Genomic DNA, 22,333 nt, shown 5'->3' on the forward strand with positions numbered 1-22,333 from the left:
GGAAGAGTATGAGATGGTATCTATATCATCCGGTGAATCTGCGTCTGGATCCTTGAGTGAGAGAGGCAGTCGCATGAAAATCGAATGTCAATGTTGAAAAATATAATTTAAAAAATTGAGAAAATTTATTTACAAACCCTATCACATGCGTTAAAGTGTTAAAACATATACGAAGATTCTTATTGAGAGTGATTGAGGGAGAAGGCCCGTAGACATCACAGCAACCTTCCACATGGAGTGGTGCTAATTCCTGCAGAATATTTTTATTCTGGGAGATAAGAGTTTGGCAGTCTTTCATGCGAAACTCTCTCCCGTAAAGGGCGGGAGTTTTTTTGTAGACTTGAATTTGTGAATGAGGGGGTAAGCCGATGATTTCATTGGAACAACTGAGCAAAGTCTATCAATCCAAGGCGAAAACCGTGATCGGAGTCGATGACGTCTCATTGGATATCAAGAAAGGTGAGATTTTTGGAGTCGTCGGGTACAGCGGGGCTGGGAAAAGCACCCTGCTGCGATGCATGAACATTCTAGAACGCCCGACAGAAGGGAAGGTCATGGTGGATGGAATCGATCTCATGACCTTGAATGCCAAAGAACTAAGAAAGGCGAGACAATCGATTGGGATGATCTTTCAAGGTTTTCACCTCGCGATGGCGAAAACCGTTTTAGAAAATGTGGCTTTTGCTCTTAAAGCTTCAGGCGTCAACCGTCAGGAAAGAAAAAGAAGGGCGCAGGAATTATTGGACCTCGTCGGTTTGTCAGATAAAGCCAGCGCGTATCCTGCCCAGTTAAGTGGAGGTCAAAAACAGAGAGTGAGCATTGCGAGATCTCTGGCCAATGACCCTAAGGTGCTTTTATGTGATGAAGCCACCTCAGCGTTAGATCCGAACACGACACAATCCATTCTGACGTTGTTGAAGAAGATCAACCGAGAGCTTGGACTGACCATTGTCCTCATTACTCATGAAATGGAAGTCGTAAAAGAAATCTGCGACCGCTGTGCCGTTATGGAAGACGGAAAAATTGTGGAACAGGGGTCTACATACGAGATCTTCGCTGCCCCTGAAAACGAACTGACGAAACGCTTCATCCAAACGGTGATCGACTTCCGCATCCCGGAAAAGATCCTGTCAGAAAGGAAAGGAACCATCGTACATATGACGTTTAAAGGGGACTCGGCCAACGATTCTATTGTGTCAGACCTCTTACAAGGGTATAACTTACGGGCGAACATCCTCCATGGGAAGATCGATTACATCCAGTACCAGGCTCTTGGCACCTTTGTGATGGAATTGACCGGAGAACAAAAGGTCGTCAAACAGGCTATACAAGAATTGAAAGATAAGCTTGGAGAAGTGGAGGTGCTGCAAGATGGTCGAACAGCTGATCAATCTCTGGCCAGAGCTGAATAAATCCTTCCTAGAAACACTGATCATGGTAGGCATCGGTCTTTTCGTCGCTTTAATCGCAGGTCTACCGCTCGGGCTGCTTTTGTTTGTGACAGACCGTGATCTGTTCCTTGAGAATCGACTCGTCAAAAGCATTGTGGGCGTTGTGGTGAACCTGATTCGTTCGGTTCCGTTCATCATATTACTTGTTTTCCTGTTTCCTTTTACAAACTTTTTAATCGGATCAACCACAGGTCCGGTAGCGGCTTCCGTAGCCCTATCTGTAGCTGCGATCCCTTTTTACGCAAGAATTGTGGAATCATCGGCGCGTGATATTGACAAAGGGGTAATCGAAGCGGCCATCGCCTGCGGGGCTTCTCCTTGGTTAATCATCAAGGATATCATTTTCCCGGAAATCAAATCGGGGCTGATCAGCGGATTGACCATCACAGCGATCAGTTTGATTGGATACTCAGCCATGGCAGGTGCCATCGGAGGTGGTGGAATCGGAGACCTGGCGATTCGTTATGGGTACTATCGCTACGATAACTTTGTCATGTTCACGACCGTCATCCTGCTTATTGTCCTTGTCCAAATCGTGCAGTACACAGGCGATTACATTGCAAAAACTGTGAAAAAGAATTAAAGCAAATTTAGGAGGAACCATCATGAAAAAAATCATTCTGTTATGTGTTACTTTACTATCGATTGCATTTCTCGCTGCGTGTGGCGAGGATGAAGAAAGTGCAGACGCTTCTGGAAAAGACACGATTCGATTTGGAGCCACTGCCGGACCATATAGCGATATGGTCACGAAAGCGATCGCTCCACTATTAGAAGAAAAGGGATACGAAGTGACGAACAAAGAATTCACGGACTATGTCCAACCTAACAAAGCCCTGGCAAACGGCGATTTGGATGCCAACCTTTTTCAGCATAAAATCTACTTAGAGTCTTTCGCCAAGGAAAACAATCTCGATCTATCTGAAGTCATCATCGTCCCGACAGCGCCGATGGGGATTTACTCCAATACATACGAGGATATAGAAAGTATTGAAGAAGGTAGCACGATGGGAGTCCCGAACGACCCAACCAACCTGGCTCGTGCTTTGATCGTGCTTGAGGATGAAGGTCTCGTTGAGGTTGACGACAGTGTCGATCCATTGCGTGCATCATTGAACGATATTACGAAGAATAAGAAAGATATCCAGTTTGTCGAAGTGGAAGCTGGCCAACTGCCGCGTCTTGTCGATAGCGAAGATTTATCCATGGTTCCAGGGAACTATGCCTTGGCAGCGGGAATGGACCTCTTGAATGCCTTAGCGCTTGAAGATATGCCGGATGACTACCGTAACCGTGTAGCAGTCAATACGGAAGATCTTGATGCACAGTTCGTAAAAGATATTAAAGAAGTTGTGGAATCAGAGGAATTTGAAAAAATCATCGATGAACAATTCAAAGGCTTTGGAAAACCACAATGGATGAAAGAGTAGAAGGTAAGGCTGACGTGGTTGCGTCAGCCTTCTTTTGAAGAAAAGGAAAACGCTTGGATGTTAAAATCCAGGCGTTTTCCTGATTTTCTCTGATATTAATATTATGGATGCTTCTGGGTATAGTCGATAAATTTAGAAAGGATTGGTCGCCCATTGAAGCGACTGCTTAATGAAGATACGGGGGTGTAATTTCAATTGAGAAACCATGTATTCAGCAAGGTCCTCCGGCTGCATGTACTTCTCTTTATCCTGTCCTTCCATATCTTCCCCTAAAGCAAGTTCTGTCGCCACGAGACTCGGATTCAACGTAAAGACACGGATGTTGTCCCTTCTCACTTCCTGCATCAAAGCTTCCATCATGCCTTGAAGAGCGAACTTCGAACCGCTGTAAGCCGTGGAGCCGGCTGTCCCCTTGAGACCGCTGCTTGAAGAAATGTTGATGATATCGCCTTGGTTTTTCTCTTTCATCATCGGCAGGACTGCTCTCGTCACGTGGTATGTACCGTAAACATTCACCTCGAACGTTCGCTTCCATTCCTCAGGTTCCAGTTCAAGGAATTTCCCGTACACACCGATACCCGCATTATTAATAAGGATGTCCGCTTCGCCTAGCTCTTCTTGTAACTGTTGGACCGCTTTTTCAACTTGTTCAAGGTCAGAAATATCAGCAGCTGCTACAGAAGCCTGAACACCATAGGAACGAGCTTCCTCGGCAACCTCCTTAAGACGGCTTTCTGTCCGAGCAATCAGCCCGACATGAACCCCTTCTCTCGCAAGCTGCAAAGCCGTCGCCCGTCCGATGCCGCGACCTGCACCCGTCACATAAGCGATTTTCCCTTTGATTTCTTGAGCCATGATCCTCACTCCTTTTCCTGTTCTTCATTCAAGTCTACGAGTTTCCGTTTTTGAAATCAAAAGATAGTGCCTACCTCTGCGAGGCTTCCTTTGATAAAGTATAGATGGGAGGGATTTTATGGAAACCTTTGTACTTTTGAGACCCGTATTCTTGTTATTAGTGATTGTATCCATTCTTTTAACTCTTTTTATTACTTTTCAGAAGGAAGAGAAGGTGAATGGATGGACACTTTTCTTCATTACATCTATGAGCTTGATTATCGGCAGCGTCTGCCTTTACAGCAGTGGGTATATCGTTGATGAATTTGGGATGAGCGGCGATCCAATGTCATTTTATTTGTACATCGCTTTATTCCCGGTAAGTTTATTGAATATTTTAGTGTACAGCTTCAAACCCAGGCTTGTGAAAGAAGCATGAGTCTTGAATTCCAAACGCAAGTATCCCAGTGGAGGTGCCTCGCAGTATTTTATGATTGTTATGAAGGGCGACAGCTGCACATTGGCTATCGGTTATTGTGCTAACAGATTAGGTGAAAATAATGATTACGGTCTAGTTATCTTTCAACAATCATTTTTAGTTTATTGAATAATAGAAGGAAATTCATATGTGATGTAGAAATGATTGATTATGTAATTTAATACATTGGCAGTATATGGATTGCTATGTTGGCAGATGCAGATGTGTAGTATTCTTCCATTTTATTGAGGGGAAAGGGTGTTATTTATGAAAACAACCCGGTCAAAAGACGGCACAACCTTAGCGTACGATGTCTACGGTAATGGTCCACCTCTAATTTACATAACGGGAGCAAGTTGCCATCGCTCATTTAAGCCTATCGTGCAAGATGCCAAAATATTTTCCTCTGAATTCACTGTTTACAATTACGACCGTCGTGGACGAGGCGATAGTGGTAACACACTGCCTTATTCTATAGAACGTGAAATCGAAGATATCGAAGCTATGATTGATGCGGCAGGCGGCATGGCGCATTTATATGGCCATTCTTCTGGTGCTGTGATTGCTCTTGAGGCAGCTCTTCGACTTGGCAATAAAGTGCAAAAAGTAACTATGTATGATGCGCCATATGTACGTGACGAGAAAGAAAAAGCCGAATACAAACAATTAAGCCAAAAAATACACAAACTTCTCGAAAATGAGAAAAATTCAGAAGCAATGCTTACCTTTTTAAAGGGGATAGGGATGCCCAAGATCTTTGTTTTATTGTTGCCGTTATTTCATGGCTGGAAAACTACGAAAGCTCTAGCTCCGACCCTTGCTTATGATATTACTCTAACTCAGGATATGCCACCCGTTAAACGAGCTACTCAAATTTCCATACCTATACAAATAATTGTTGGTGAAAAAAGTCCGGCTTCAATAAATGATGTTGGTCGTCAACTAACAAAGGCAATTCCAAACGCAAAATTTGTACAACTTGCAAAGCAAGACCATATGGTTGACGGAAAAAAACTGCTGCCAATACTTTCGACATTTCTCAAGTAATAATGTTTGAACAACTACATTATAAAAGGTTTTTGAAAAGAGTGGCTGTACTTGAGTGGCTAGATTATAGCAAATTCTTCACCAAGTTAACTCGAAATGAAGTCTTCTTAATTAGGGGGCGATTGTGCAATAGAGCCTTAGCACTTTATGACATAAGCACAAGGAAAGTCAGGGCATTAAGCTATTTAACTGACAAAGCAGGTTACTTTCAGATGGTCCAGTATAGTAAACTCCTTCCATTAAACACCGAATTGTTTTAAATGGTGGTCAAGATGCTTGTAAATTCCTTTTCCCCATTGTTCGGAAGTAAGTTTTCCGAAAAAAGGATGTGGGTGGTCTGTACAAGCCTCTGGTCCATTCTTTTGAAATAGGATTATTTTTTGTTTCAGTTTTTCTCTTTCCATTTCAAAATCTTTTTTAGATGTAATCAAAATGGTTGGAATAGTCGACATATTGTGGTCTAAAGGTTTGTCATTATAAAAGATGGGTTTTGCGAATCTACCTACTAATACCCCTAACCAACCTCTTGGGGGGAAAGAATATCCCATTGCGATATCTTGGAAAGATGAGCAATGAGCTAACATTTGAGCTGCATCCATTTTCCCCCATTTTGGCTGCGAATTAACATTTAAGTTTTCGATACGATTTAATATTTCATCTGTATACGTGATCTCAAAAATATTATTCATGAGAATACTCCTTTAGTTTTACTTTTATCCAAAAAAAGCCCTTGGTTATTTAATATATCATTCAACGGCAACCTTACTTTATCCTTTTATCTAGAAAGATCAGTTCGTAACATAAGGTTATCTCGAATTCGAGTCTTAAAGTAACGGGGGCGTTTCTTGAACAGAGGGATGCTTCCTTTTTTTGGGTTAGTCAATAAAGTTGAGGCTCAAATTCGAGACAACACATTGTGTAACTTTTCAAATTAGGTAAGTTGAAAATCAATAAGAATAAGGAGCTGATCTAATGGTTTCTTTGCAGAAGGTTCAAGTGACTGAAGAACCGAAATTACATAACCTAATGCAATTTTACATTTATGAATTTAGCAGATATATACCGGAAATAAGGTTAGAAAATAACGGATCTTACAAACCGTTTGATTTAGGAAAGTATTGGACTAACGATCAATATCACGCTTATTTTATTTTGTTAGACGATGAATTGATTGGATTTGCGCTTATAGAAAGTGCTACTAATTCTACTCCTAATTCAATTCAAGAGTACTTTATCATGACTAAGCATAGTGGGAAGGGTTATGGGAAAGTGATAGCCAAAGAACTGTTCGAGATGTTCCCAGGTGAATGGGAGATTACCCAGATAGAAAATAATGAACGTGCACATGCTTTTTGGAAAGGAGTGATTGACGAAGTAAGTGGAGGCGATTTCATGGAGCGTTATAAGGACGGAGTTTATGTCCAGTCATTTAATACATAGAATCAATTGAAATATACGGTTATCTCGATCTAAAGTCTTCAAGTAACGGGGGCGATAGCTGTATATTATCTATCACTTGAAAGTTTAGTTAATTGAATATCACACGGTGAGTAGGGTAGTTATGGCTACTTGGGGTTGGATAACATTATTTACGAGTATGTTCGTTGCTATATTTGAAGGTATTTATGCAGGGCAAAAGAAGAAAAAAAGCAAGGCCAAGTAAAGAAATAATAGGGTAAGGTTGTTGTTTAAAATTCGTGTTGTCATGTATTTACTAATTATTGTTACGCCCACGGAACTACAGCCCCCACACTTAGGAACTTAGACTGCACAGCCACGCTCCACTCTCCAGCCTTGCTGGATAGGGCGGTTTAAGTGATGTCGCTGTGGATCTGCGCGTGGACGATCACCTAGATCCGATTGAAGAGCTGGACCGGATCTATCAGCTGCAGCAGTTATATTTCGGTGAAACAGATCCGGAGGATGTCCTTGAAGTTAGGAATTACGTCAAAGGCGGAGTGCTTCAACACTTGACTCGATTAGGTTACATTTCTACTCAGGAGTTGAGTGACGAAGAACTTTATGAAGCGTTAATTACCTACCTTCACACAAAAAACTTTGAAGCGCGTCCGGTTTTTTACTTAGTTTACCGATAGATCATGGATTGATGTTTTCATGTGTTTAGATAGTTCCTGAAACATGTCAGCATTAAATTCCTTCATAGGGAGAACTTTGAAATTTTGGTCATTTTCAAAGTCTACATAAGTGAGTTTAAACCGGGGTTCCTTTATATCGATTGATGTTCCTTCCATCCCCTTCACTTTTTGAACAGTCACCCCCGCTATGCCACCAATCCGTCGGTACTTTTCTTCCTGGCCGGAGAGAAAATTGCCGAGAGAATAAAAAACGAGGCTTTTAGACCCATCTGTATTTTGAATCCATTCCGGTGGCTGCAGCACATGCGGGTGATGCCCGAGTATAATATCTGCTCCTTGTTCGGCCGCAAAAGCTGCCAATTCCTTCTGATCAGCACTTGGGTTTCTTTCATATTCATGGCCGAAATGTAAACTCATGACGATGACATCAGATTTGCTGGAGGCCCGCTTGATGTCAGAGGCAATCAGATCTTTATCAATCCTGTTCACCAGGTAAGGCTTCCCAACAGGGGTCTGAATTCCATTTGTTCCATAGGTGTAAGCCAAAAAGGAGAAAGTGATGTCATTCTTTTTGATCGTTGTGATCGTGTCTCTTTCTTCCGGTGACAAGTAGGAGCCCACCTTTTTAATTCCTAGGAAATCCCATTGATTGATAGCGTTTTCAATGGCGGGAACACCCCGATCCAAGGTATGATTGTTGCTCATAGAAACAATATCAATACCGTTAGCTTTTAACGTATCCCCTAATTCAAAGGGCGTGTTGAATGAAGGGTAGGTGGATACGCCAATTGCTGCACCACCCATGATGCTCTCTGAATTCGCAAATGTAATGTCAGCTTTTGAAAGATGGGGAGAGACCTCTTGAAACATAGGATTAAAATCATAGCCTGAAGAAGTCTTCGCATCATTGTACACTTCTTTATGTATTAACAGATCCCCTATGGCTGCGAGAGAAACTTCTGTCACTTCTTTCACTTCTGTCTTCTTCGTTGGTTTGTATAGCGTTCTCATATTGGATGACACGCGTTTTTCCATGTCTGCTTCGTTCGGTTGGGAGAAGATGGTGGAACCGCCAATGAAACTAGAAATCAAAATGATCACTAAAATAATAAGCAGGCTTTTATTTTTCATCATATCCTCCTAATTTGTAGATATTTTGATTCGGTTTTCCTATAAACCACCAGTAATATCTTTGAAAATGATGTTAAAGAGCACTTACAAAACCTATATAAGCAGGCACACGCGGTTTTTTTAAAGGCCATAAGCGGAATAGTTTCGACATATTAATATTTTTATTATAAAAGAATTGTAAAATTAAGGCAAATTATCCCATTATTATTTATTCTTCCCTAATATATATGGAAGAATGTAAAAGGAACAAAGTCAAGAGAGCCCTTTCTTTAGCGGAACGATCCTTTAGGACTCTTCTCTTTGGTTACCTTACTTGATGTGGATAGGGGTGTTTCCCACTACAAAGAAGAATTAGTATAGCAGATAGATAAAAGTGCGAAGCACCAAGTCACGATTCCTTTTTTGCTGGTTAGGGAAGAAATGTTCTTTAAGATCATGTCCACAAGATTTTAAAGAAAAGAGTGTCGCCCTTATTACACAAGCATAGGAGTTTATAGTGATTTAGATTGTATAACTGAAGGAGCAATTTAGTTTAGTAAGATTAAAAAGGGGATGCAAAATGAAAAATAATTTAATGGCTACATCAATTTTCTCATTAGCAATCGCTATCGTAATTGGTAGTTGGTTAATTTCGAGTGGATTAAATAATAATGGAGAACAGATGGGTAATGAAAAAAATAATACGGAAACGCCACAAGAAGAACAATTATTAACGTTATCCGAATTAGGAGACTATCTTGGAGTTACAGAAGAGGAAGTTCAAATGTTTGTTAATGAAGATGTTACAAAAAGCCAAATCCCATATGTGAAGATTGGAAATGAGTTCTATTTCTCTGTTAAAGCAATTGATAAATGGTTAACTGAAACTGGACCAATGAAAGTCGGACAATACTAAAACCTTCTTAACAAACGGGGCGTTTTCGATATAAGCATTCGCTCAATACATAGTTAAAAACCGGGTAGGTGACCAAAGAAGAGTGCTTTGGGAAGGAAGGTTGAGTTGAGCTGTTTTGTAGTATTTTTTATAGTGATAATGATTTTGGATTAATATTAGAACCTTCTGATCTAGGTGTTGATAGGATAGTTCGAGCTTTTGTTATCTCTTCTGCTTCTGCTATTGGATGGACCTTTGCAGGAAGAAAATTTGTAAAGAAATAATTTTAGAAACAAATAGGGTGATTTAAAATTTATTTAGAGATATCTTGAAATTAAATCATCCAGTATAGGGGCGGTAGCTGCGTAATGGTTATCGCTTATTGTACTAACGGAGCAGTTACACATAAAATTTTAAAAAATAGAAGGGATGAGATTTATGGAAAACACATGTATTAAATGCGAATCAGTAATGGTAGAAGCCAAGTTAGACAGTTATCCTATAAGAGTTTACAAATCAACTGTGAAGCCAAATGCAAAAACTATGAGTGAGGTTTATCCTTGTTATGCATGTCCTAACTGTGGCTTTATTGAACTTTACGCTTTGAACCCTGAAAGGCTGATTTAAATCAGAAAATGTTGAGGTTTAGTTATCCAAGGAACGGGGGCTAATGTGGAATAGACTCTAAGTGAAATACCGTAAAATATGTAATGTTTATGCAGAGTGCTTATTTTACGATTTTTAAAAGGTACTGAACAAATGAGGATGGTGGAAATGAAAACAGGATGGAAACGCTCGACTCCGGTGATCGTACCGGATGATCGAACATTATTGGACATGCTGCATTCTTTCTTGCGGGGCAGACGGATCACGGGAGTTGAACCGATCGGTGGAGGACTCAGCAATTCGAATATCAAACTCTCCCTTACGGATGGGGAGGTTGTTGTACTACGAATCTACAATGGTGGCGGCATGAAAGGTCATATTGAAAAGCGGATTCTGGAACGCGTCCAAAACCACCTGCCCGTTCCGGGAGTACTCTACCATGATTTTTCCTTGTCCCGGGTCGAGTACCCTTTTCTCGTGTTGAATTGGGTGGAGGGTTTTCAGCTTTCCGAGTTGTTTAAAGAAGGGGATACCAATAAATTATCGGATGCCGGACACGAAGTCGGCAGGTGGCTAGCCGAGATGCATTCCATTCAGTTCTCCGCACTAGGGTTCTTTGATGAAGAACTGAATGTGCAGGAGTTTTTGACGATAGGAGAGGATTCTTTCAGGAGTGTATTAGAGGATATCATCAGTGAGGGCTATGTAGAGGAAAACATAGGTTCAGAAATGGTCGAGAAGATCAGACGATTCGCTGATGAGCAGGCTTATTTGTTGAATCGAATCGGAGAGCAGCGTTCTTTAGTACATAGCGATTTCAACCCCTTGAACATTCTCGTCAAAACTGGCGGAGAAGGGGTGGAAGTGACGGGTATCTTAGATTGGGAGTTTTCATTCAGCCACTCTCCGTTACATGACATCGGAAACATGCTTCGCTATGAGGATGTGGAAAACTCTCCATTTCTGCGACCATTCATTTCGAGTTACCTTCAGCATGGAGGGGAACTTCCTGCGGAATGGCTGCAGCAAGCGAAAATGATGGATGTGATCGCGTTATGCGATTTGGTGAGTAAAAAGGGCTGTGAAGAAACGCGGTTGCGTGATATTCAAAGCCTTTTTCGAAAAACGTCTCGCGAATGGGAGCGTTATGCTGAGATTCAAGAGAATATAAGGTAGACGATGGCTTGTGCACCAAACGGCAGGTCTGCTAGGAACAGGTGTGCTTGTAGGCGCATCCTTTTATACAAAAGACTCTGTTAAAGATGGTTGTGGATATTTTTTATACCGAAGCTGGGTCTTCAAGTAGAAGGGTGATAGCTTCATGAGGATGGCTTAGATCAAGTCTTCTACAAATCAGGGAAGTTTGTTGAATATAAACATAGCTGGAAGTATAAAAAACATAAGTAGGAGTGAGCTGAAATGGATCGAGTTGATGTAGCATACGCTTTTATCTTTGATGAAATCGAAGAGAAAGTTTTAATGGTGAAGAATAAAGGGAGTGGTTGGTCTCTTCATGGAGGCGCTGTTGAAAAGGGTGAAACCTTTGAACAAGCAGCAGTGCGCGAGAGTAAAGAAGAAACAAATCTAACAATTGAAACTAAAAACATAGTTGCGGTAAATGAAGCTTTCTTTGAAAATAAGGGCCATCATGCTTTGTTCATTACTTATAGAGCGAAGATTGTGGAAGGTTCTCTACAAATATTACATAAAGATGAGATAGATGAAATTAAGTGGGTAGATATAAAAACTGCCAACAAACGCATGCCTTACCATGCAGACGGGGTAGAAAGTTTGATGAATTCCTCTGCTCCCTATACATTCCAAGGTTAAGAGTTTGTTTGCAATTGTGGATATAAGGTATTGAAGTTGAGGCTTAAACAGTAGGGCTTATCATTACCACTATACTCTTTAAGTATGAAAGGATGGATGTGATACAATCCCTTTTAAGGTATCCTTATCAATTGTCGTGAGAAAGGAAAGAGTTCAAAAATGGCAGATAATAAATTATATTATTGTAACGTTGAGTTATCTTTGGATATTATCGGTGGAAAATGGAAACCATTAATTATTCATCACATAGGTGGTGCTGGTGTCATCAGGTATGGGGAATTGAAAAGAAAGGTCCCAAACATTAATGAAAGGGTACTATCCAGGCAGCTTAGAGAATTGGAAGAATCAAAGATTATCCAAAGAACAGTGTATGATGAAGTCCCTCCAAGAGTAGAGTATTCACTGATAGAAATGGGAAAGACATTAGTTCCAATTTTGAATGAATTAGGTTTGTGGGGAATAGAGTATAATCAAAAATATAATCACGGAGAAATTCATTTCGAAGACGAATATAATAATTTATAAAAAGAACCGTATCCACATGAAATCCGATGTGGATACGGTTCTTTTTTTAGTGGACTTGTTAAGGGTGAAGCAATCAGGTGTTGTACTCAAATGTCTGTACGGATATTAATGTCAGTACTTGTTGCCTACCTCCAGGGATTATATACTGACCACGTAATTGAACTTCCTTTCACTCAAGTATCAGGAAGTTCAATAGGTTATAGATCCAGATGTATATGAGAAAAGGAGAGTATAACAATGGAACCGATAAAGGCATTAAATTACAGATATTCAACAAAGGAATTTGATCAAACAAGAAAACTATCTGAAGAAGATTTACAAACGATAAAAAAATTGCTGCAATTGTCACCATCTTCGGTAAATGTTCAACCTTGGCATTTTATTGTAGCTACAACGGAAGAAGGAAAGAAACGTGTGGCAAGTGCTGCGCAAGGGGATTTCAGTTTTAATGAACCAAAAATATTGGATGCATCAGCTGTTGTGGTCTTTTCTACAAAGACGGATATTTCAGATGATTTTTTACTGCATATCACTGATCAGGAAGACCAGGATGGACGGTTTGCCGAAGATCAACATAAAAAGGGCACGCATGCAGCAAGACAAATGTTTGTAGATCTACACAAATATGATTTCAAGGATCTTCAGCATTGGTCCGAAAAACAAGTTTATCTTAACCTCGGAAGCTTCTTGCTTGGTGTTGCAGAATTAGGGATCGATGCAGTTCCTATGGAGGGACTGGATATGAAGGCTTTAGATACAGAGTTTAACCTTCGTGAAAAAGGGTTTACTTCTTGCGTAGTGGTTTCATTAGGTTATCGTGCTTCAACAGACTTTAATGCGCCTTTGCCAAAGTCACGATTAAATAAAGCAGAAATCATTGAGCAAGTGTAACAAGATTAAAAAAAATATGGAGGGAATTAGAAAATGACTGAAAACATTATTTGGACGATCGAAGGTAAAATAAAACATGGACAAAGAGAAGAGTATGAAGCATTAATGAAAGAAATGGTAGTGGAAGTAAAAAAAGAAGCAGGTACGACAAACTACGAATGGACCATCGCACCAGATGGTGAAACCGTGCATGTATATGAGCGTTATAAAAATGCGGAAGCTGCAAAAGAGCATCTTGGAACATGGGCCAAATTCCAAGATCGATACATGGAAGTGACGGAGATCACGAGATTCACGATCTTTAGTCATTTAACTCCTGAATTAGAAGAGGCCGTAGCCGGGATGAATCCGATTTACATGAAACCCATTGGTGGATTTGCGAAATAAAGCAGAAGATATATTTTGAATGTTTGTGTGCATGGACAAAGGGGCAATGATCTATATTTGATCATTGCCCATGTATGTATATTTTTAAAGCAAGCTGGAACAATTAAATATTCATCTTCTGTGCAAAATTGTATTCTTAGAATCATTGCGTGAGATTTAATTGAAAGGGAATCGAAGCAGTATACGATACCCGTCGACTCACTGAAAAAATTCAGCTTCGAACAATTGTTCAATCCAAACAAGGGTTTTGACCCATAAATTATTCTGGAGGGATGGAGATGAAGATTTTAGTAACCGGTGCGACAGATGGTATTGGGTTAGCAACAGCCAGGATGTTAGTGGAACAAGGACATCAGGTGTTGCTTCATGGTCGCAATGAGGAGAAGTTAGAGAGCGTAGCAAAAGAGCTTGGCGAAGAAAATACGGAGCGATTTGTAGCAGATTTATCAAAACTTGCGGAAGTGAAAGAATTTGCGCAAAAAGTAGTGGAGGAGCACGATCAGTTAGACGTTCTTATAAATAATGCGGGTGTATATAGTGCACCCAATGTGGTGACTGAGGACGGCTTAGATATTCGATTTGCGGTAAATACCTCGGCTCCTTATCTTTTGACAAAAGCGTTACTCCCGCTCATGGATGAGTCCAGTCGTGTGATTAACTTGTCGTCAGCAGCTCAGCAGCCTGTAGATGAGAGGGCCATGATGGGTGAGGCGAAGGTCAGCGATGGCGAGGCGTATGGACAAAGTAAGCTGGCTATAACCATGTGGTCGTTTGAACTGGCTAAACATGTGTCTCCGGCAATCATTGCGGTGAATCCGATGTCGTTGTTAGGAAGTAAAATGGTGAAAAATGCATTTGGTACGGACGGACATGATATTAAAATCGGGGGCGATATTTTATGTCGTGCTGCACTCTCGGATACGTTTGCGGACGCGTCAGGGAAGTATTTTGATAATGATAGAGGAAACTTTGGTGACCCGCACTCCGATGCAAGAGACTCGGACAAATGTGCTGCGCTCATTCAGCAATTAGATGCAATTATAGAAGAGTAAAAAGATCCGACGCTTGTAAAGTCTTAACAAGCGTCGGATCTTTTTTACGGAGCAGAAGTTGTAAAAAAAGTATAGTATATGAAATTAAAAGTAGCTAATTGCACAATCGGGTTAAAAAATGAAAGCACTATTAGTAAACATCAGCTTAAATATCCATTAATAAACAGGAAAAAGGCACAGCTTTTGGTTATAACCAAAAGCTGTGCCCTTTGTATGAATAAGGGGAGTATTCTATATTTCTTAGTTCTTAACTAATTCTTGCTCTTTGAGTACATCTTCCAAACTTTCCATGATTTCTTCTTCCTTTTCACCCTCGGCTGTAACTTTGATTTCAGCTCCTTGAGAAATGGCAAGCCCCATGATTCCCATTATAGATTTTAAATTTATACTTTGACCATTATAATGCACCATAACATCCCCCTCAAAGTTCGTCACATGATTTACAAGCACGGATGCAGGGCGGGCATGTAAACCCTGACTGCTTTCTATTGTAAACTTTTTTTCTACCATATGCGTTCCCTCCTACTATTTAATAATTTGAATGGGTCTAGAAACTTCTGACCAAGGAGTTGCTGTCTCATTTACAGCTTTCTTTAACTTGTTCAAGTTATCTAGACCTTTTGTTTCCAACCATTCGTAAAAATGTTCCTTATCTTCTAAAGCAAAAGGGCGAATACCATCTTTCCATGTGGCGCGGCCGCATAGTACTCCACTGAACTGGGCTCCCGACTCTTTTGCGAAATAAAGAGTATCGTTGAACTGTTCATTGGTGACACCACCGCTTAAGTAAATATAGGGAATTCGTGATTTTTCTGAGCAAACACGATAATAATGGCTTGCTTCTTCCTTAGTAAATACCGGAGTGGAATTGTCATAGTCATAACCTTCAATGTTATAGATGGATACAGGGACCTCGACTTTTAGTAAATCGACACCATAGTCTTCTTTAGAGAACTCTTCCATAAAGAACTCGATGATTTCAGGTTTTTCTTTTGCAAAATCTTTTCCTTTGGAAGAGAGACCTTTTGCACTGTAGGAGACGGGTTCCAGAATGAATAACATATCGTTCTGTTTACATTCATCGCCTACACGTTTAATCAATGTCTTTTTAATCCTGTTATATTTTTCTTCTTCTTTGTGATCATAATAGACAAGCAGTTTTAAAGCGCTTACCCCTTCAGCGGCCATATCTTGGATAGACCAGTAATCTACCAGATTAGGAAGTCTGCCTTTTTCAGTTGTATCATATCCGGTTTTTTCATAGGCCATGATTAATCCGATTTCTTTATTTAATTTCTTGGTTGCCTCCCAACCATATTCAGGATCCAAAAGAAGAGAGGAAGATTGATTCCCCAGAACTTCACTAACCCCTTCTTTGAATTCTGATAAACCTTCTTCTATAGTAATATCTTCATTTAATGATTGGATCATTTTTCCTAAAGAACCTCTTTGGTCCATAGCTGTTGCCAAGATGATGTGATTCTCATTAGAGATAAGTTCCAGACCTTTTTGTTTTCCTTGTGATAAATTCATATTATTGTCCTCCTATTTTTGAGATATTGATTAGCGATTGATAGTGTTTCACATCATCTAAATTGATGTGTGGGTTCCAATAAAGACAGTTTGATAAGGAGTAGGCGCTAGCCATTCTTAAGGATTCTTCAATTGACCGATCACTATCGATGTTTTTTACCAATGCACCGAGGAAAATATCTCCTGAAGCTGTTGCGTTTTTAGCATCGATTTTTGGTAAGGTGATTTTAAACATCTGATTGTTAAACTTTGCCAAAGAACCTTCAGAGCCCAGCGTCACAATAATGTTTGAAGAGGTCTTTAAGGACTGCAGTTCTTCTTCAACCACTCTTTCTCCACAATCTTCGCTGTGCCCCCTAAGTTCTAAAAACTCAGATTTATTTACTTTGATTAACCATCCCTCTGCTTTTATTCCTTCCTTTAAAAACGTCCCACTGGTATCGAGAATACATTTTGCTCCTTTATTCTCTAGCGAACGAATCAGACGATAATAAAAATCTTTTTCTATACCTTGAGGGATGGACCCAGAAAAAATGACATAGTCGTTTGCTTTTACACTCTGCTTGAGTCCATCTACAAATGTATCTTTTTCCTTTTCTCGTATTATAGGGCCACTTTCGTTAATTAAATGAACATGGTTTTTCTCTTCATCGACAATGGCGGAACAAATGCGGGTCGTGTCATGGATGGTGGTAACGTTGCAATCAATACCTGTTTTTTCAATCATTTCTTGCAGGTAATTTCCCGTATAACCCCCTAGGAAAGTATGGACCTGAAAATCTGGCCTCTGTTTATGGACAAGAAACGATCGTAAAACGTTAAACCCCTTGCCACCAAGCAGGTCTTTCGAATATTTGGCCCTGCTAACATCATTGTGATGAAAGTTCTCTAAATGAATCGTTCGATCTAATGCTGGATTGGGACAAACAATATGAATCATCTGCTAACCTCCTATTCTTTGTGCGTTATATTTATCATAATAGAGTGAAAAAAGATAAAATGCAAAACTATTTTTTGCTTTTCGCAAAATAAACCAATAATTTAGTTTGCAATATTTTGCTTTTTGTTTTATAGTGAAATTAGAAATTGAGTAAGCGATTACAAGAAGAAGGGGGTGGAGAAAGTGGTTCCTCAGGATAGACAAAACGAAATTATGAAGTTGTTACAGGAATTCAGATCAATGAAGATCAACGTCTTATGTGAAAGACTTAAAGTATCAAGGGAAACAATACGAAAAGATTTATATGAAATGGAAGAACAAGGATTAATAAAAAAAGTCCATGGGGGAGCTATACTAAATAAAGCGAACTTTGAAACGAAATATGTAAATAGGAAAAATACAAACTTCTTCGAAAAGAAGAGTATTGCAGAAGAGGCTTCAAAGCTGGTTGAAGATGGTGACACCATTTATATTGACTATGGAACGACTGCATTATTATTTTCTAGGGAATTAATGCATCGAAAAGATTTGACGATCATAACAAATTCATTACCGATAGCGAATGAACTTGTAGATTATACTGATTTTCAAGTCGTTGTTCTGGGAGGAATTATTCGTAAGGGTGAGAAGTCCATGTATGGTTCCGTGGCAAATCTAGGTATTCAGAATCTATACGTCGACACGGGCTTCTTTGGAATCGCCGGTATAGATATAGAAGCAGGTTACACGAATTTCCATATGGGAGAATCTGAGGTTTCTCGTATGATGGTTCAACATAGTAAAAAAACAGTAATAATGGCGGATTTCTCAAAATTCAACACTACTGCAATGAATAAAGTTGCAGAACTCGAAGAAGTGGATGTATTGATTACAGATGAGTCTTCCAGTCCAGATGTTTTGCATGAATTTAAATCTAAAGAAATGAAAGTCATTGTAGCTGATGTAAAAAGGAGTGAAGGATTTGAGCAATTTATTAGATAGAAATTTAATTTTTTTACATTCAAGCCCGAGTAACTTTACGGAAGCACTCACAGAAATAGGAAATGTTATGATTGCGAAAGGTTATGCCAATAACGATTATGTAGAAGGGCTACTTAAAAGAGAGGAAGAATTCGCCACTGGTATTCCGGTAGAAGCTGCAGGAGTGGCAATTCCTCATACCGATGCCAGTTTCGTAAAAGATAATAAAATTGGGTTAATGATACCAAAACATCCTATCAACTTCGGAATTATGGGTGGAGATGGCGAAGAAGTTGCCGTGCAATTAATCATTCTGCTTGGATTCGCTGATTCACAAAATCATTTATCCGCTCTACAAAAAGTGATTGAATCTATACAGGATCCGTCCTTTATTGAAAAATTAGTGTCTGTTGAATCAGCAGACGAAGCGTATTCTTGTTTAGAAGAATATTTAACTATTAATCTTGAGGAGGAAATAAAATGAAAAAAGTATTAGTCGCATGTGGTGGAGCAGTAGCAACTTCAACAGTAGCAGCAAACAAAATCAAAGGAATTTTGAAAGAAAATAACATTGAGGCAAGTGTGGAACAGTGCAGGGTGAGTGAACTTTCATCTAAAGCAAGTGGAGCTGATCTCATCGTTACCACCGCTAAAGTAGAGAGAGATTATGGTGTCCCTGTGATTCATGGAGTAGCTTTCATTTCAGGTGTTGGAATTGATAAAACTAAGAAACAAATTCTTGATGAGTTAGGACAATAAATAATAGTTAATGTAAGGAGAGAGCCAATCAAATGAATATCCTCCAATATCTTTTAGATTTAGGGCCTTCTGTTATGTTGCCGATTGTAATTATTATCCTTGGACTGCTATTGAAGCAGGGCTTTGGGAAGTCGCTTCGATCAGGTATTACCATTGGTATCGGTTTTGTTGGAATAACCCTGGTCATTAGCCTGTTGACAGATAATCTTGGCCCTGCAGCCGAGGCTATGGCTGAACGATTCGAAATCGGTCTCTCTGTTGTTGATGTTGGATGGCCTGGGGCAGCGCCTATGGCCTGGGCATCCAGCATTGGGACTGTAGCTATTCCAGTAGCTATACTTGTAAACGTTTTAATGCTTGTGTTTAAAATGACAAAGGTAGTAAACGTTGATATATGGAACATATGGCACATGACCTTTACCGGTGCCATAGTATCTGCAGCAACCGGGAGTTTCTGGTTAGGTATAGTCGGGGTTGTGGTTCACTCCGCCTTGGTGTATAAACTCGGAGATTGGTTTGCGCCTACAATAGAAAAATTTTACGGACTACCGGGGGTAACCATTCCTCATGGGACGGGTGCTTATATGGCACCTTTTGCCGTAGTGATCGATGCCATATTAGACAAAATACCAGGTGTGAAAAAGATTAATTTTAACTCGAATAAACTGGAAGAAAAATTTGGAGTCATTGGGGAACCTGTCATTATTGGTTCCTTCCTAGGTGTAGTCATTGGTCTTTTGGCTGGGTTCCCTATATCTGATGTTTTACAGTTAGGGATTCAGATGGCTGCTGTCATGGTCCTTATGCCAACGGTTGTTAAATTCATTATGGAAGGACTCATGCCGATTGCAGAAGCAGCCCGTGAAATGTTGGATAAGAGGTTTCAAGGTGAGAATTACTACATCGGGTTAGATCCTGCCCTGCTATTAGGTAATTCACAAGTTGTAGCTGCTAGTCTACTGTTTGTTCCATTAACGATTATCATTGCTATCTTTGTTCCAGGTAATTCCGTGCTTCCATTTGGCGATCTAGCAACAATCGGTTTCTTTATCTCCCTGGCTGTAGGAATTCATAAAGGGAATTTATTCAGAACGATTATCTCAGGAACGGTTATCATGTTTATCACGATATGGATAGCAGATAAAATGGTCGGTGTTCATACTCAATTAGCCAATAACGTTGGTGCTGTTACTAGTGGTCAACAAGTAGCTTCTCTTGATCAGGGAGGAAGCCCGATTACATTTATACTCACGGAATTGTTCACCCTCGAAAATATTGTAGGTTTAATAGTTATCGGTGCTATTTATCTATTCTGTGTTTTATTTACGTTCGTTCAATTCAAAAGAAAGAAATTAGCTAACGACGAAAATGTCTCAGAAGAATCAGACGACATAAGGCAAACTATTTAAATAGGTGGCGATATTATATGAAAGCGCTTGTTTTAGAAGATAAACAGGAATTCTCGATAAAACAGGTAGATAAACCTTCTATATCCACTAAGGAAGTACTAATTAAAGTGGCGTACTGTGGAGTTTGTGGATCAGACTTAGCCAGATACTTTGAGGGGAAGGTTCACAATTTTCCCCTTATTTTAGGGCATGAGTTTTCAGGTATTGTCGAGGAAGTTGGAGAAGCCGTTCAGTCAGTGAAAAATGGTGATCGTGTGGCTATAGCCCCTTTAGTTCCATGTGGAGATTGTACGTATTGCAAACAAGGCAGCCCGGCTTTGTGCAATGAATACAGCTTTGTAGGATCCAGACAAGACGGGGCCATGTCTGAATATGTGTCTGTACCTGCTCAGAATCTGTTAGTCCTTCCAGAGGGAGTCAGTAACAAAGAAGCGGCTTTATTAGAACCTCTAACAGTAGCTATTCATGGTATTGAAAGAGTTCATGTGAAAGGTGGCGCAGAAGTCGTTGTTTTTGGAGCGGGTACCATTGGGATCATGACCTTACTTGCACTAAAAGCACGAGGAGCTGGAAATATCACAGTTGTTGATATTAATGATGAAAAATTAGCGGTAGCTCAGAGATTAGGAGCAAAGAATACAATTAACTCAAGCAAAGTGGATCTAAACGAACATTTTTCAGAATTCACTCGTCCAGAAGTTGTATTTGAAACCGCTGGTGTATCGCAGACTCAAGTTCAAAGTGTGGAGATTGTTGAAAAGCTTGGAAAAGTCGTTTATATAGGAACGGCTTCCAGTGATGTTACTTATCCGGCAAAAGTATTCGAACGCATCTTAAGAGGGGAAATTGAAATTACAGGCTCCTGGATGTCCTATTCTGCACCATTTCCAGGTTATGAATGGAAAGCTGCTCTACAATATATAAAGGATGGCGTTATTGACGTGAATCCATTAATAAATCATATCTATCATTTGGAACAAAAAGAAGTTCCTTTTGATCAAATGCGTGATCCTGAGAACCATTCAATCAAATTTCTATATCAACTTCTTAAGGAGTAATAGATAGGTAAAGAGGGATTCCAATGCTGGAATCCCTCTTTATAATGGAAGAAAAAATTACTTCCTCTTACAGATTCTATAACAACAAAGTGATTGTTTAGTGAAATTCACTGGTTTACTGCCCCGCTCTCAAAAAAGCGTTATTTCTTCATTATATATACACTCAAAGTCGTTTGCTTCTTTTGATTTTTCCTTTATATTGAGTGTAGTACAAAAAATGACAAGGGGAGGGAAACTGTATGCTTCCTCAAGAACGACAAAAGGAAATATTAAAATTGTTACAAGAGTATAGATCAATGAAAATTAATGAATTGAGTAAGCAGCTTAATGTGACTAGAGAAACGATAAGAAAAGATTTATATGAAATGGAAGATAAAGGGCTGATCAAGAAAGTTCATGGTGGTGCTATATTAAACAAAGCCAACTCAGAAACCAATTATGATCATCGAAAATACACAAATTATATTGAAAAGAAAAGTATTGCAAAGAAGGCAGCAGAATTAGTTGAAGATGGGGATACCATTTACATTGATTATGGTACGACAGCATTGTTATTTGCGAAAGAACTTATGAGTAAAAGTGATTTAACAGTGATAACAAACTCACTGCCTATTGCAAATGAGCTTGTTAATTATACTGATTTCCAAGTTGTAGTGATTGGTGGGACGATACGAAAAAATGAAAAATCACTTTTTGGTCCAGTTGCTAATCTTGGAATGGAACACTTATATGTTGACTCCGGATTTTTTGGCATGGGTGCTATTTCCTCTGAAGCAGGGTACACAAATTTTCATATGGGTGAGTCTGAAGTGTCTAGACGTATGATTAAACATAGTAATAAAACAGTGGTCATCGCTGATTTTTCAAAATTTAATACAGTAGCAATGAACAAAGTTGCTTCAGTTGATGATGTAGATGTTTTAATTACAGATGAAAACACAAATCAAGAAGCACTAAAAGAATTAGAATCAATAAGGACCCGCATAGTGGTTGCAGAGATAGTAGAAGATGAAAAGAGTGTTGAATAGTCATTAAGTATGAT

The 22,333-nt window shown here is 39.6% G+C and carries 26 protein-coding genes and 1 riboswitch; of the genes, 20 read left to right on the forward strand and 6 right to left on the reverse strand.

From position 1 onward, the window contains the following. Positions 1–176 precede the first annotated feature (176 nt). A riboswitch (SAM riboswitch) is annotated at positions 177–282 on the forward strand. Between the two features lie 86 nt (positions 283–368). The 3 genes from LC065_RS13600 to LC065_RS13610 are packed head-to-tail and all read left to right on the forward strand — an operon-like array spanning position 369 to position 2,881. Further along, the gene (locus LC065_RS13600; protein ID WP_306163479.1) at positions 369–1,412 is read left to right on the forward strand and encodes a methionine ABC transporter ATP-binding protein; all 1,044 of its coding nucleotides are present in this window, start codon (positions 369–371) and stop codon (positions 1,410–1,412) included. Next, entirely contained in the window at positions 1,372–2,034 is a 663-nt protein-coding gene (locus tag LC065_RS13605; RefSeq protein WP_226590128.1) for a methionine ABC transporter permease, read from the forward strand. Before LC065_RS13600 ends, LC065_RS13605 begins: the two co-directional genes overlap by 41 nt. Before the next feature lie 22 nt (positions 2,035–2,056). Next, on the forward strand, positions 2,057–2,881 hold the full coding sequence (locus LC065_RS13610; protein ID WP_226590126.1) for a MetQ/NlpA family ABC transporter substrate-binding protein: 825 nt from the start codon (positions 2,057–2,059) through the stop codon (positions 2,879–2,881). 132 nt (positions 2,882–3,013) lie between these two features. Here the strand turns inward: LC065_RS13610 and LC065_RS13615 are convergent, their stop codons facing one another. Next, positions 3,014–3,736 carry a 3-ketoacyl-ACP reductase gene (locus tag LC065_RS13615; protein WP_226590124.1) on the reverse strand — a complete coding sequence of 241 codons (723 nt, stop codon included), beginning with the start codon at positions 3,734–3,736 and terminating at the stop codon, positions 3,014–3,016. A 118-nt stretch (positions 3,737–3,854) separates the two neighbouring features. Here LC065_RS13615 and LC065_RS13620 point away from each other — a divergent pair, with 118 nt between their 5' ends. Continuing rightward, positions 3,855–4,154, forward strand: a complete 300-nt coding sequence (locus LC065_RS13620) for a hypothetical protein (protein ID WP_226590123.1) — start codon at positions 3,855–3,857, stop codon at positions 4,152–4,154. Positions 4,155–4,460: 306 nt separating this feature from the next. After that, a complete protein-coding gene (locus LC065_RS13625) occupies positions 4,461–5,240 on the forward strand; it encodes an alpha/beta fold hydrolase (RefSeq protein WP_306163480.1) in 780 nt (259 codons plus the stop codon). Between the two features lie 239 nt (positions 5,241–5,479). On the opposite strand, the gene LC065_RS13630 is transcribed toward LC065_RS13625, so the two are convergent. Beyond that, complete coding sequence (locus LC065_RS13630) at positions 5,480–5,929, reverse strand: DUF1569 domain-containing protein (protein ID WP_226590118.1); 450 nt, start codon at positions 5,927–5,929, stop codon at positions 5,480–5,482. 283 nt (positions 5,930–6,212) lie between these two features. On the opposite strand from LC065_RS13630, the gene LC065_RS13635 reads away from it, so the two are divergent. Beyond that, a complete protein-coding gene (locus tag LC065_RS13635) occupies positions 6,213–6,680 on the forward strand; it encodes a GNAT family N-acetyltransferase (protein WP_226590115.1) in 468 nt (155 codons plus the stop codon). A gap of 386 nt (positions 6,681–7,066) precedes the next feature. Further along, positions 7,067–7,336, forward strand: a complete 270-nt coding sequence (locus LC065_RS13640; protein ID WP_226590114.1) for a putative peptidoglycan binding domain-containing protein — start codon at positions 7,067–7,069, stop codon at positions 7,334–7,336. Here LC065_RS13640 and LC065_RS13645 read toward each other — a convergent pair. Continuing rightward, positions 7,322–8,467: a CapA family protein gene (locus LC065_RS13645; protein ID WP_306163481.1), complete on the reverse strand. Its 1,146-nt coding sequence runs from the start codon at positions 8,465–8,467 to the stop codon at positions 7,322–7,324. The genes LC065_RS13640 and LC065_RS13645 overlap by 15 nt on opposite strands. A 559-nt stretch (positions 8,468–9,026) precedes the next feature. Here LC065_RS13645 and LC065_RS13650 point away from each other — a divergent pair. The 7 genes from LC065_RS13650 to LC065_RS13680 all read left to right on the forward strand — a co-directional run bounded on the left by LC065_RS13650 (position 9,027) and on the right by LC065_RS13680 (position 14,632). Beyond that, complete coding sequence (locus LC065_RS13650; RefSeq protein WP_226590109.1) at positions 9,027–9,362, forward strand: helix-turn-helix domain-containing protein; 336 nt, start codon at positions 9,027–9,029, stop codon at positions 9,360–9,362. A 753-nt stretch (positions 9,363–10,115) separates the two neighbouring features. After that, on the forward strand, positions 10,116–11,123 hold the full coding sequence (locus tag LC065_RS13655; protein WP_306163482.1) for a phosphotransferase family protein: 1,008 nt from the start codon (positions 10,116–10,118) through the stop codon (positions 11,121–11,123). A gap of 243 nt (positions 11,124–11,366) precedes the next feature. Next, positions 11,367–11,777: an NUDIX hydrolase gene (locus LC065_RS13660; RefSeq protein ID WP_306163483.1), complete on the forward strand. Its 411-nt coding sequence runs from the start codon at positions 11,367–11,369 to the stop codon at positions 11,775–11,777. 159 nt (positions 11,778–11,936) lie between these two features. After that, a complete protein-coding gene (locus LC065_RS13665; protein ID WP_226590102.1) occupies positions 11,937–12,302 on the forward strand; it encodes a winged helix-turn-helix transcriptional regulator in 366 nt (121 codons plus the stop codon). Positions 12,303–12,539: 237 nt separating this feature from the next. After that, positions 12,540–13,193 carry an oxygen-insensitive NAD(P)H nitroreductase gene (gene nfsB / locus LC065_RS13670; RefSeq protein ID WP_226590100.1) on the forward strand — a complete coding sequence of 218 codons (654 nt, stop codon included), beginning with the start codon at positions 12,540–12,542 and terminating at the stop codon, positions 13,191–13,193. Positions 13,194–13,226: 33 nt separating this feature from the next. Next, the gene (locus LC065_RS13675; protein WP_226590098.1) at positions 13,227–13,580 is read left to right on the forward strand and encodes a putative quinol monooxygenase; all 354 of its coding nucleotides are present in this window, start codon (positions 13,227–13,229) and stop codon (positions 13,578–13,580) included. A gap of 278 nt (positions 13,581–13,858) precedes the next feature. Then, positions 13,859–14,632, forward strand: a complete 774-nt coding sequence (locus tag LC065_RS13680) for an SDR family NAD(P)-dependent oxidoreductase (RefSeq protein WP_226590096.1) — start codon at positions 13,859–13,861, stop codon at positions 14,630–14,632. A 240-nt stretch (positions 14,633–14,872) separates the two neighbouring features. On the opposite strand, the gene LC065_RS13685 is transcribed toward LC065_RS13680, so the two are convergent. Genes LC065_RS13685 through LC065_RS13695 form a run of 3 tightly spaced genes read right to left on the reverse strand, consistent with a single transcriptional unit; the run spans position 14,873 to position 17,105 of the window. Further along, complete coding sequence (locus tag LC065_RS13685) at positions 14,873–15,142, reverse strand: HPr family phosphocarrier protein (protein WP_226590094.1); 270 nt, start codon at positions 15,140–15,142, stop codon at positions 14,873–14,875. A 15-nt stretch (positions 15,143–15,157) separates the two neighbouring features. Continuing rightward, entirely contained in the window at positions 15,158–16,165 is a 1,008-nt protein-coding gene (locus LC065_RS13690) for a tagatose 1,6-diphosphate aldolase (protein ID WP_226590091.1), read from the reverse strand. Position 16,166: 1 nt separating this feature from the next. Further along, positions 16,167–17,105: a 1-phosphofructokinase family hexose kinase gene (locus LC065_RS13695; RefSeq protein WP_226590088.1), complete on the reverse strand. Its 939-nt coding sequence runs from the start codon at positions 17,103–17,105 to the stop codon at positions 16,167–16,169. A gap of 183 nt (positions 17,106–17,288) precedes the next feature. Here LC065_RS13695 and LC065_RS13700 point away from each other — a divergent pair, with 183 nt between their 5' ends. The 6 genes from LC065_RS13700 (at position 17,289) to LC065_RS13725 (ending at position 22,319) form a co-directional block, all read left to right on the forward strand. Beyond that, the gene (locus LC065_RS13700; protein WP_306163484.1) at positions 17,289–18,086 is read left to right on the forward strand and encodes a DeoR/GlpR family DNA-binding transcription regulator; all 798 of its coding nucleotides are present in this window, start codon (positions 17,289–17,291) and stop codon (positions 18,084–18,086) included. Beyond that, a complete protein-coding gene (locus LC065_RS13705) occupies positions 18,067–18,549 on the forward strand; it encodes a PTS sugar transporter subunit IIA (protein ID WP_226590086.1) in 483 nt (160 codons plus the stop codon). Before LC065_RS13700 ends, LC065_RS13705 begins: the two co-directional genes overlap by 20 nt. Further along, positions 18,546–18,824: a PTS galactitol transporter subunit IIB gene (gatB, locus tag LC065_RS13710; RefSeq protein WP_226590084.1), complete on the forward strand. Its 279-nt coding sequence runs from the start codon at positions 18,546–18,548 to the stop codon at positions 18,822–18,824. Before LC065_RS13705 ends, gatB begins: the two co-directional genes overlap by 4 nt. A gap of 32 nt (positions 18,825–18,856) precedes the next feature. Continuing rightward, a complete protein-coding gene (locus LC065_RS13715) occupies positions 18,857–20,233 on the forward strand; it encodes a PTS galactitol transporter subunit IIC (RefSeq protein ID WP_226590082.1) in 1,377 nt (458 codons plus the stop codon). Between the two features lie 17 nt (positions 20,234–20,250). Continuing rightward, positions 20,251–21,291 (forward strand): galactitol-1-phosphate 5-dehydrogenase, encoded by a 1,041-nt coding sequence (locus LC065_RS13720; RefSeq protein ID WP_226590080.1) that lies wholly within the window; start codon positions 20,251–20,253, stop codon positions 21,289–21,291. 239 nt (positions 21,292–21,530) lie between these two features. Beyond that, complete coding sequence (locus LC065_RS13725; RefSeq protein ID WP_226590078.1) at positions 21,531–22,319, forward strand: DeoR/GlpR family DNA-binding transcription regulator; 789 nt, start codon at positions 21,531–21,533, stop codon at positions 22,317–22,319. The last annotated feature ends 14 nt before the right edge of the window (positions 22,320–22,333 follow it).

The organism is Halobacillus litoralis, from assembly GCF_020524085.2.
Lineage (GTDB): Bacteria > Bacillota > Bacilli > Bacillales > Halobacillaceae > Halobacillus > Halobacillus litoralis_E.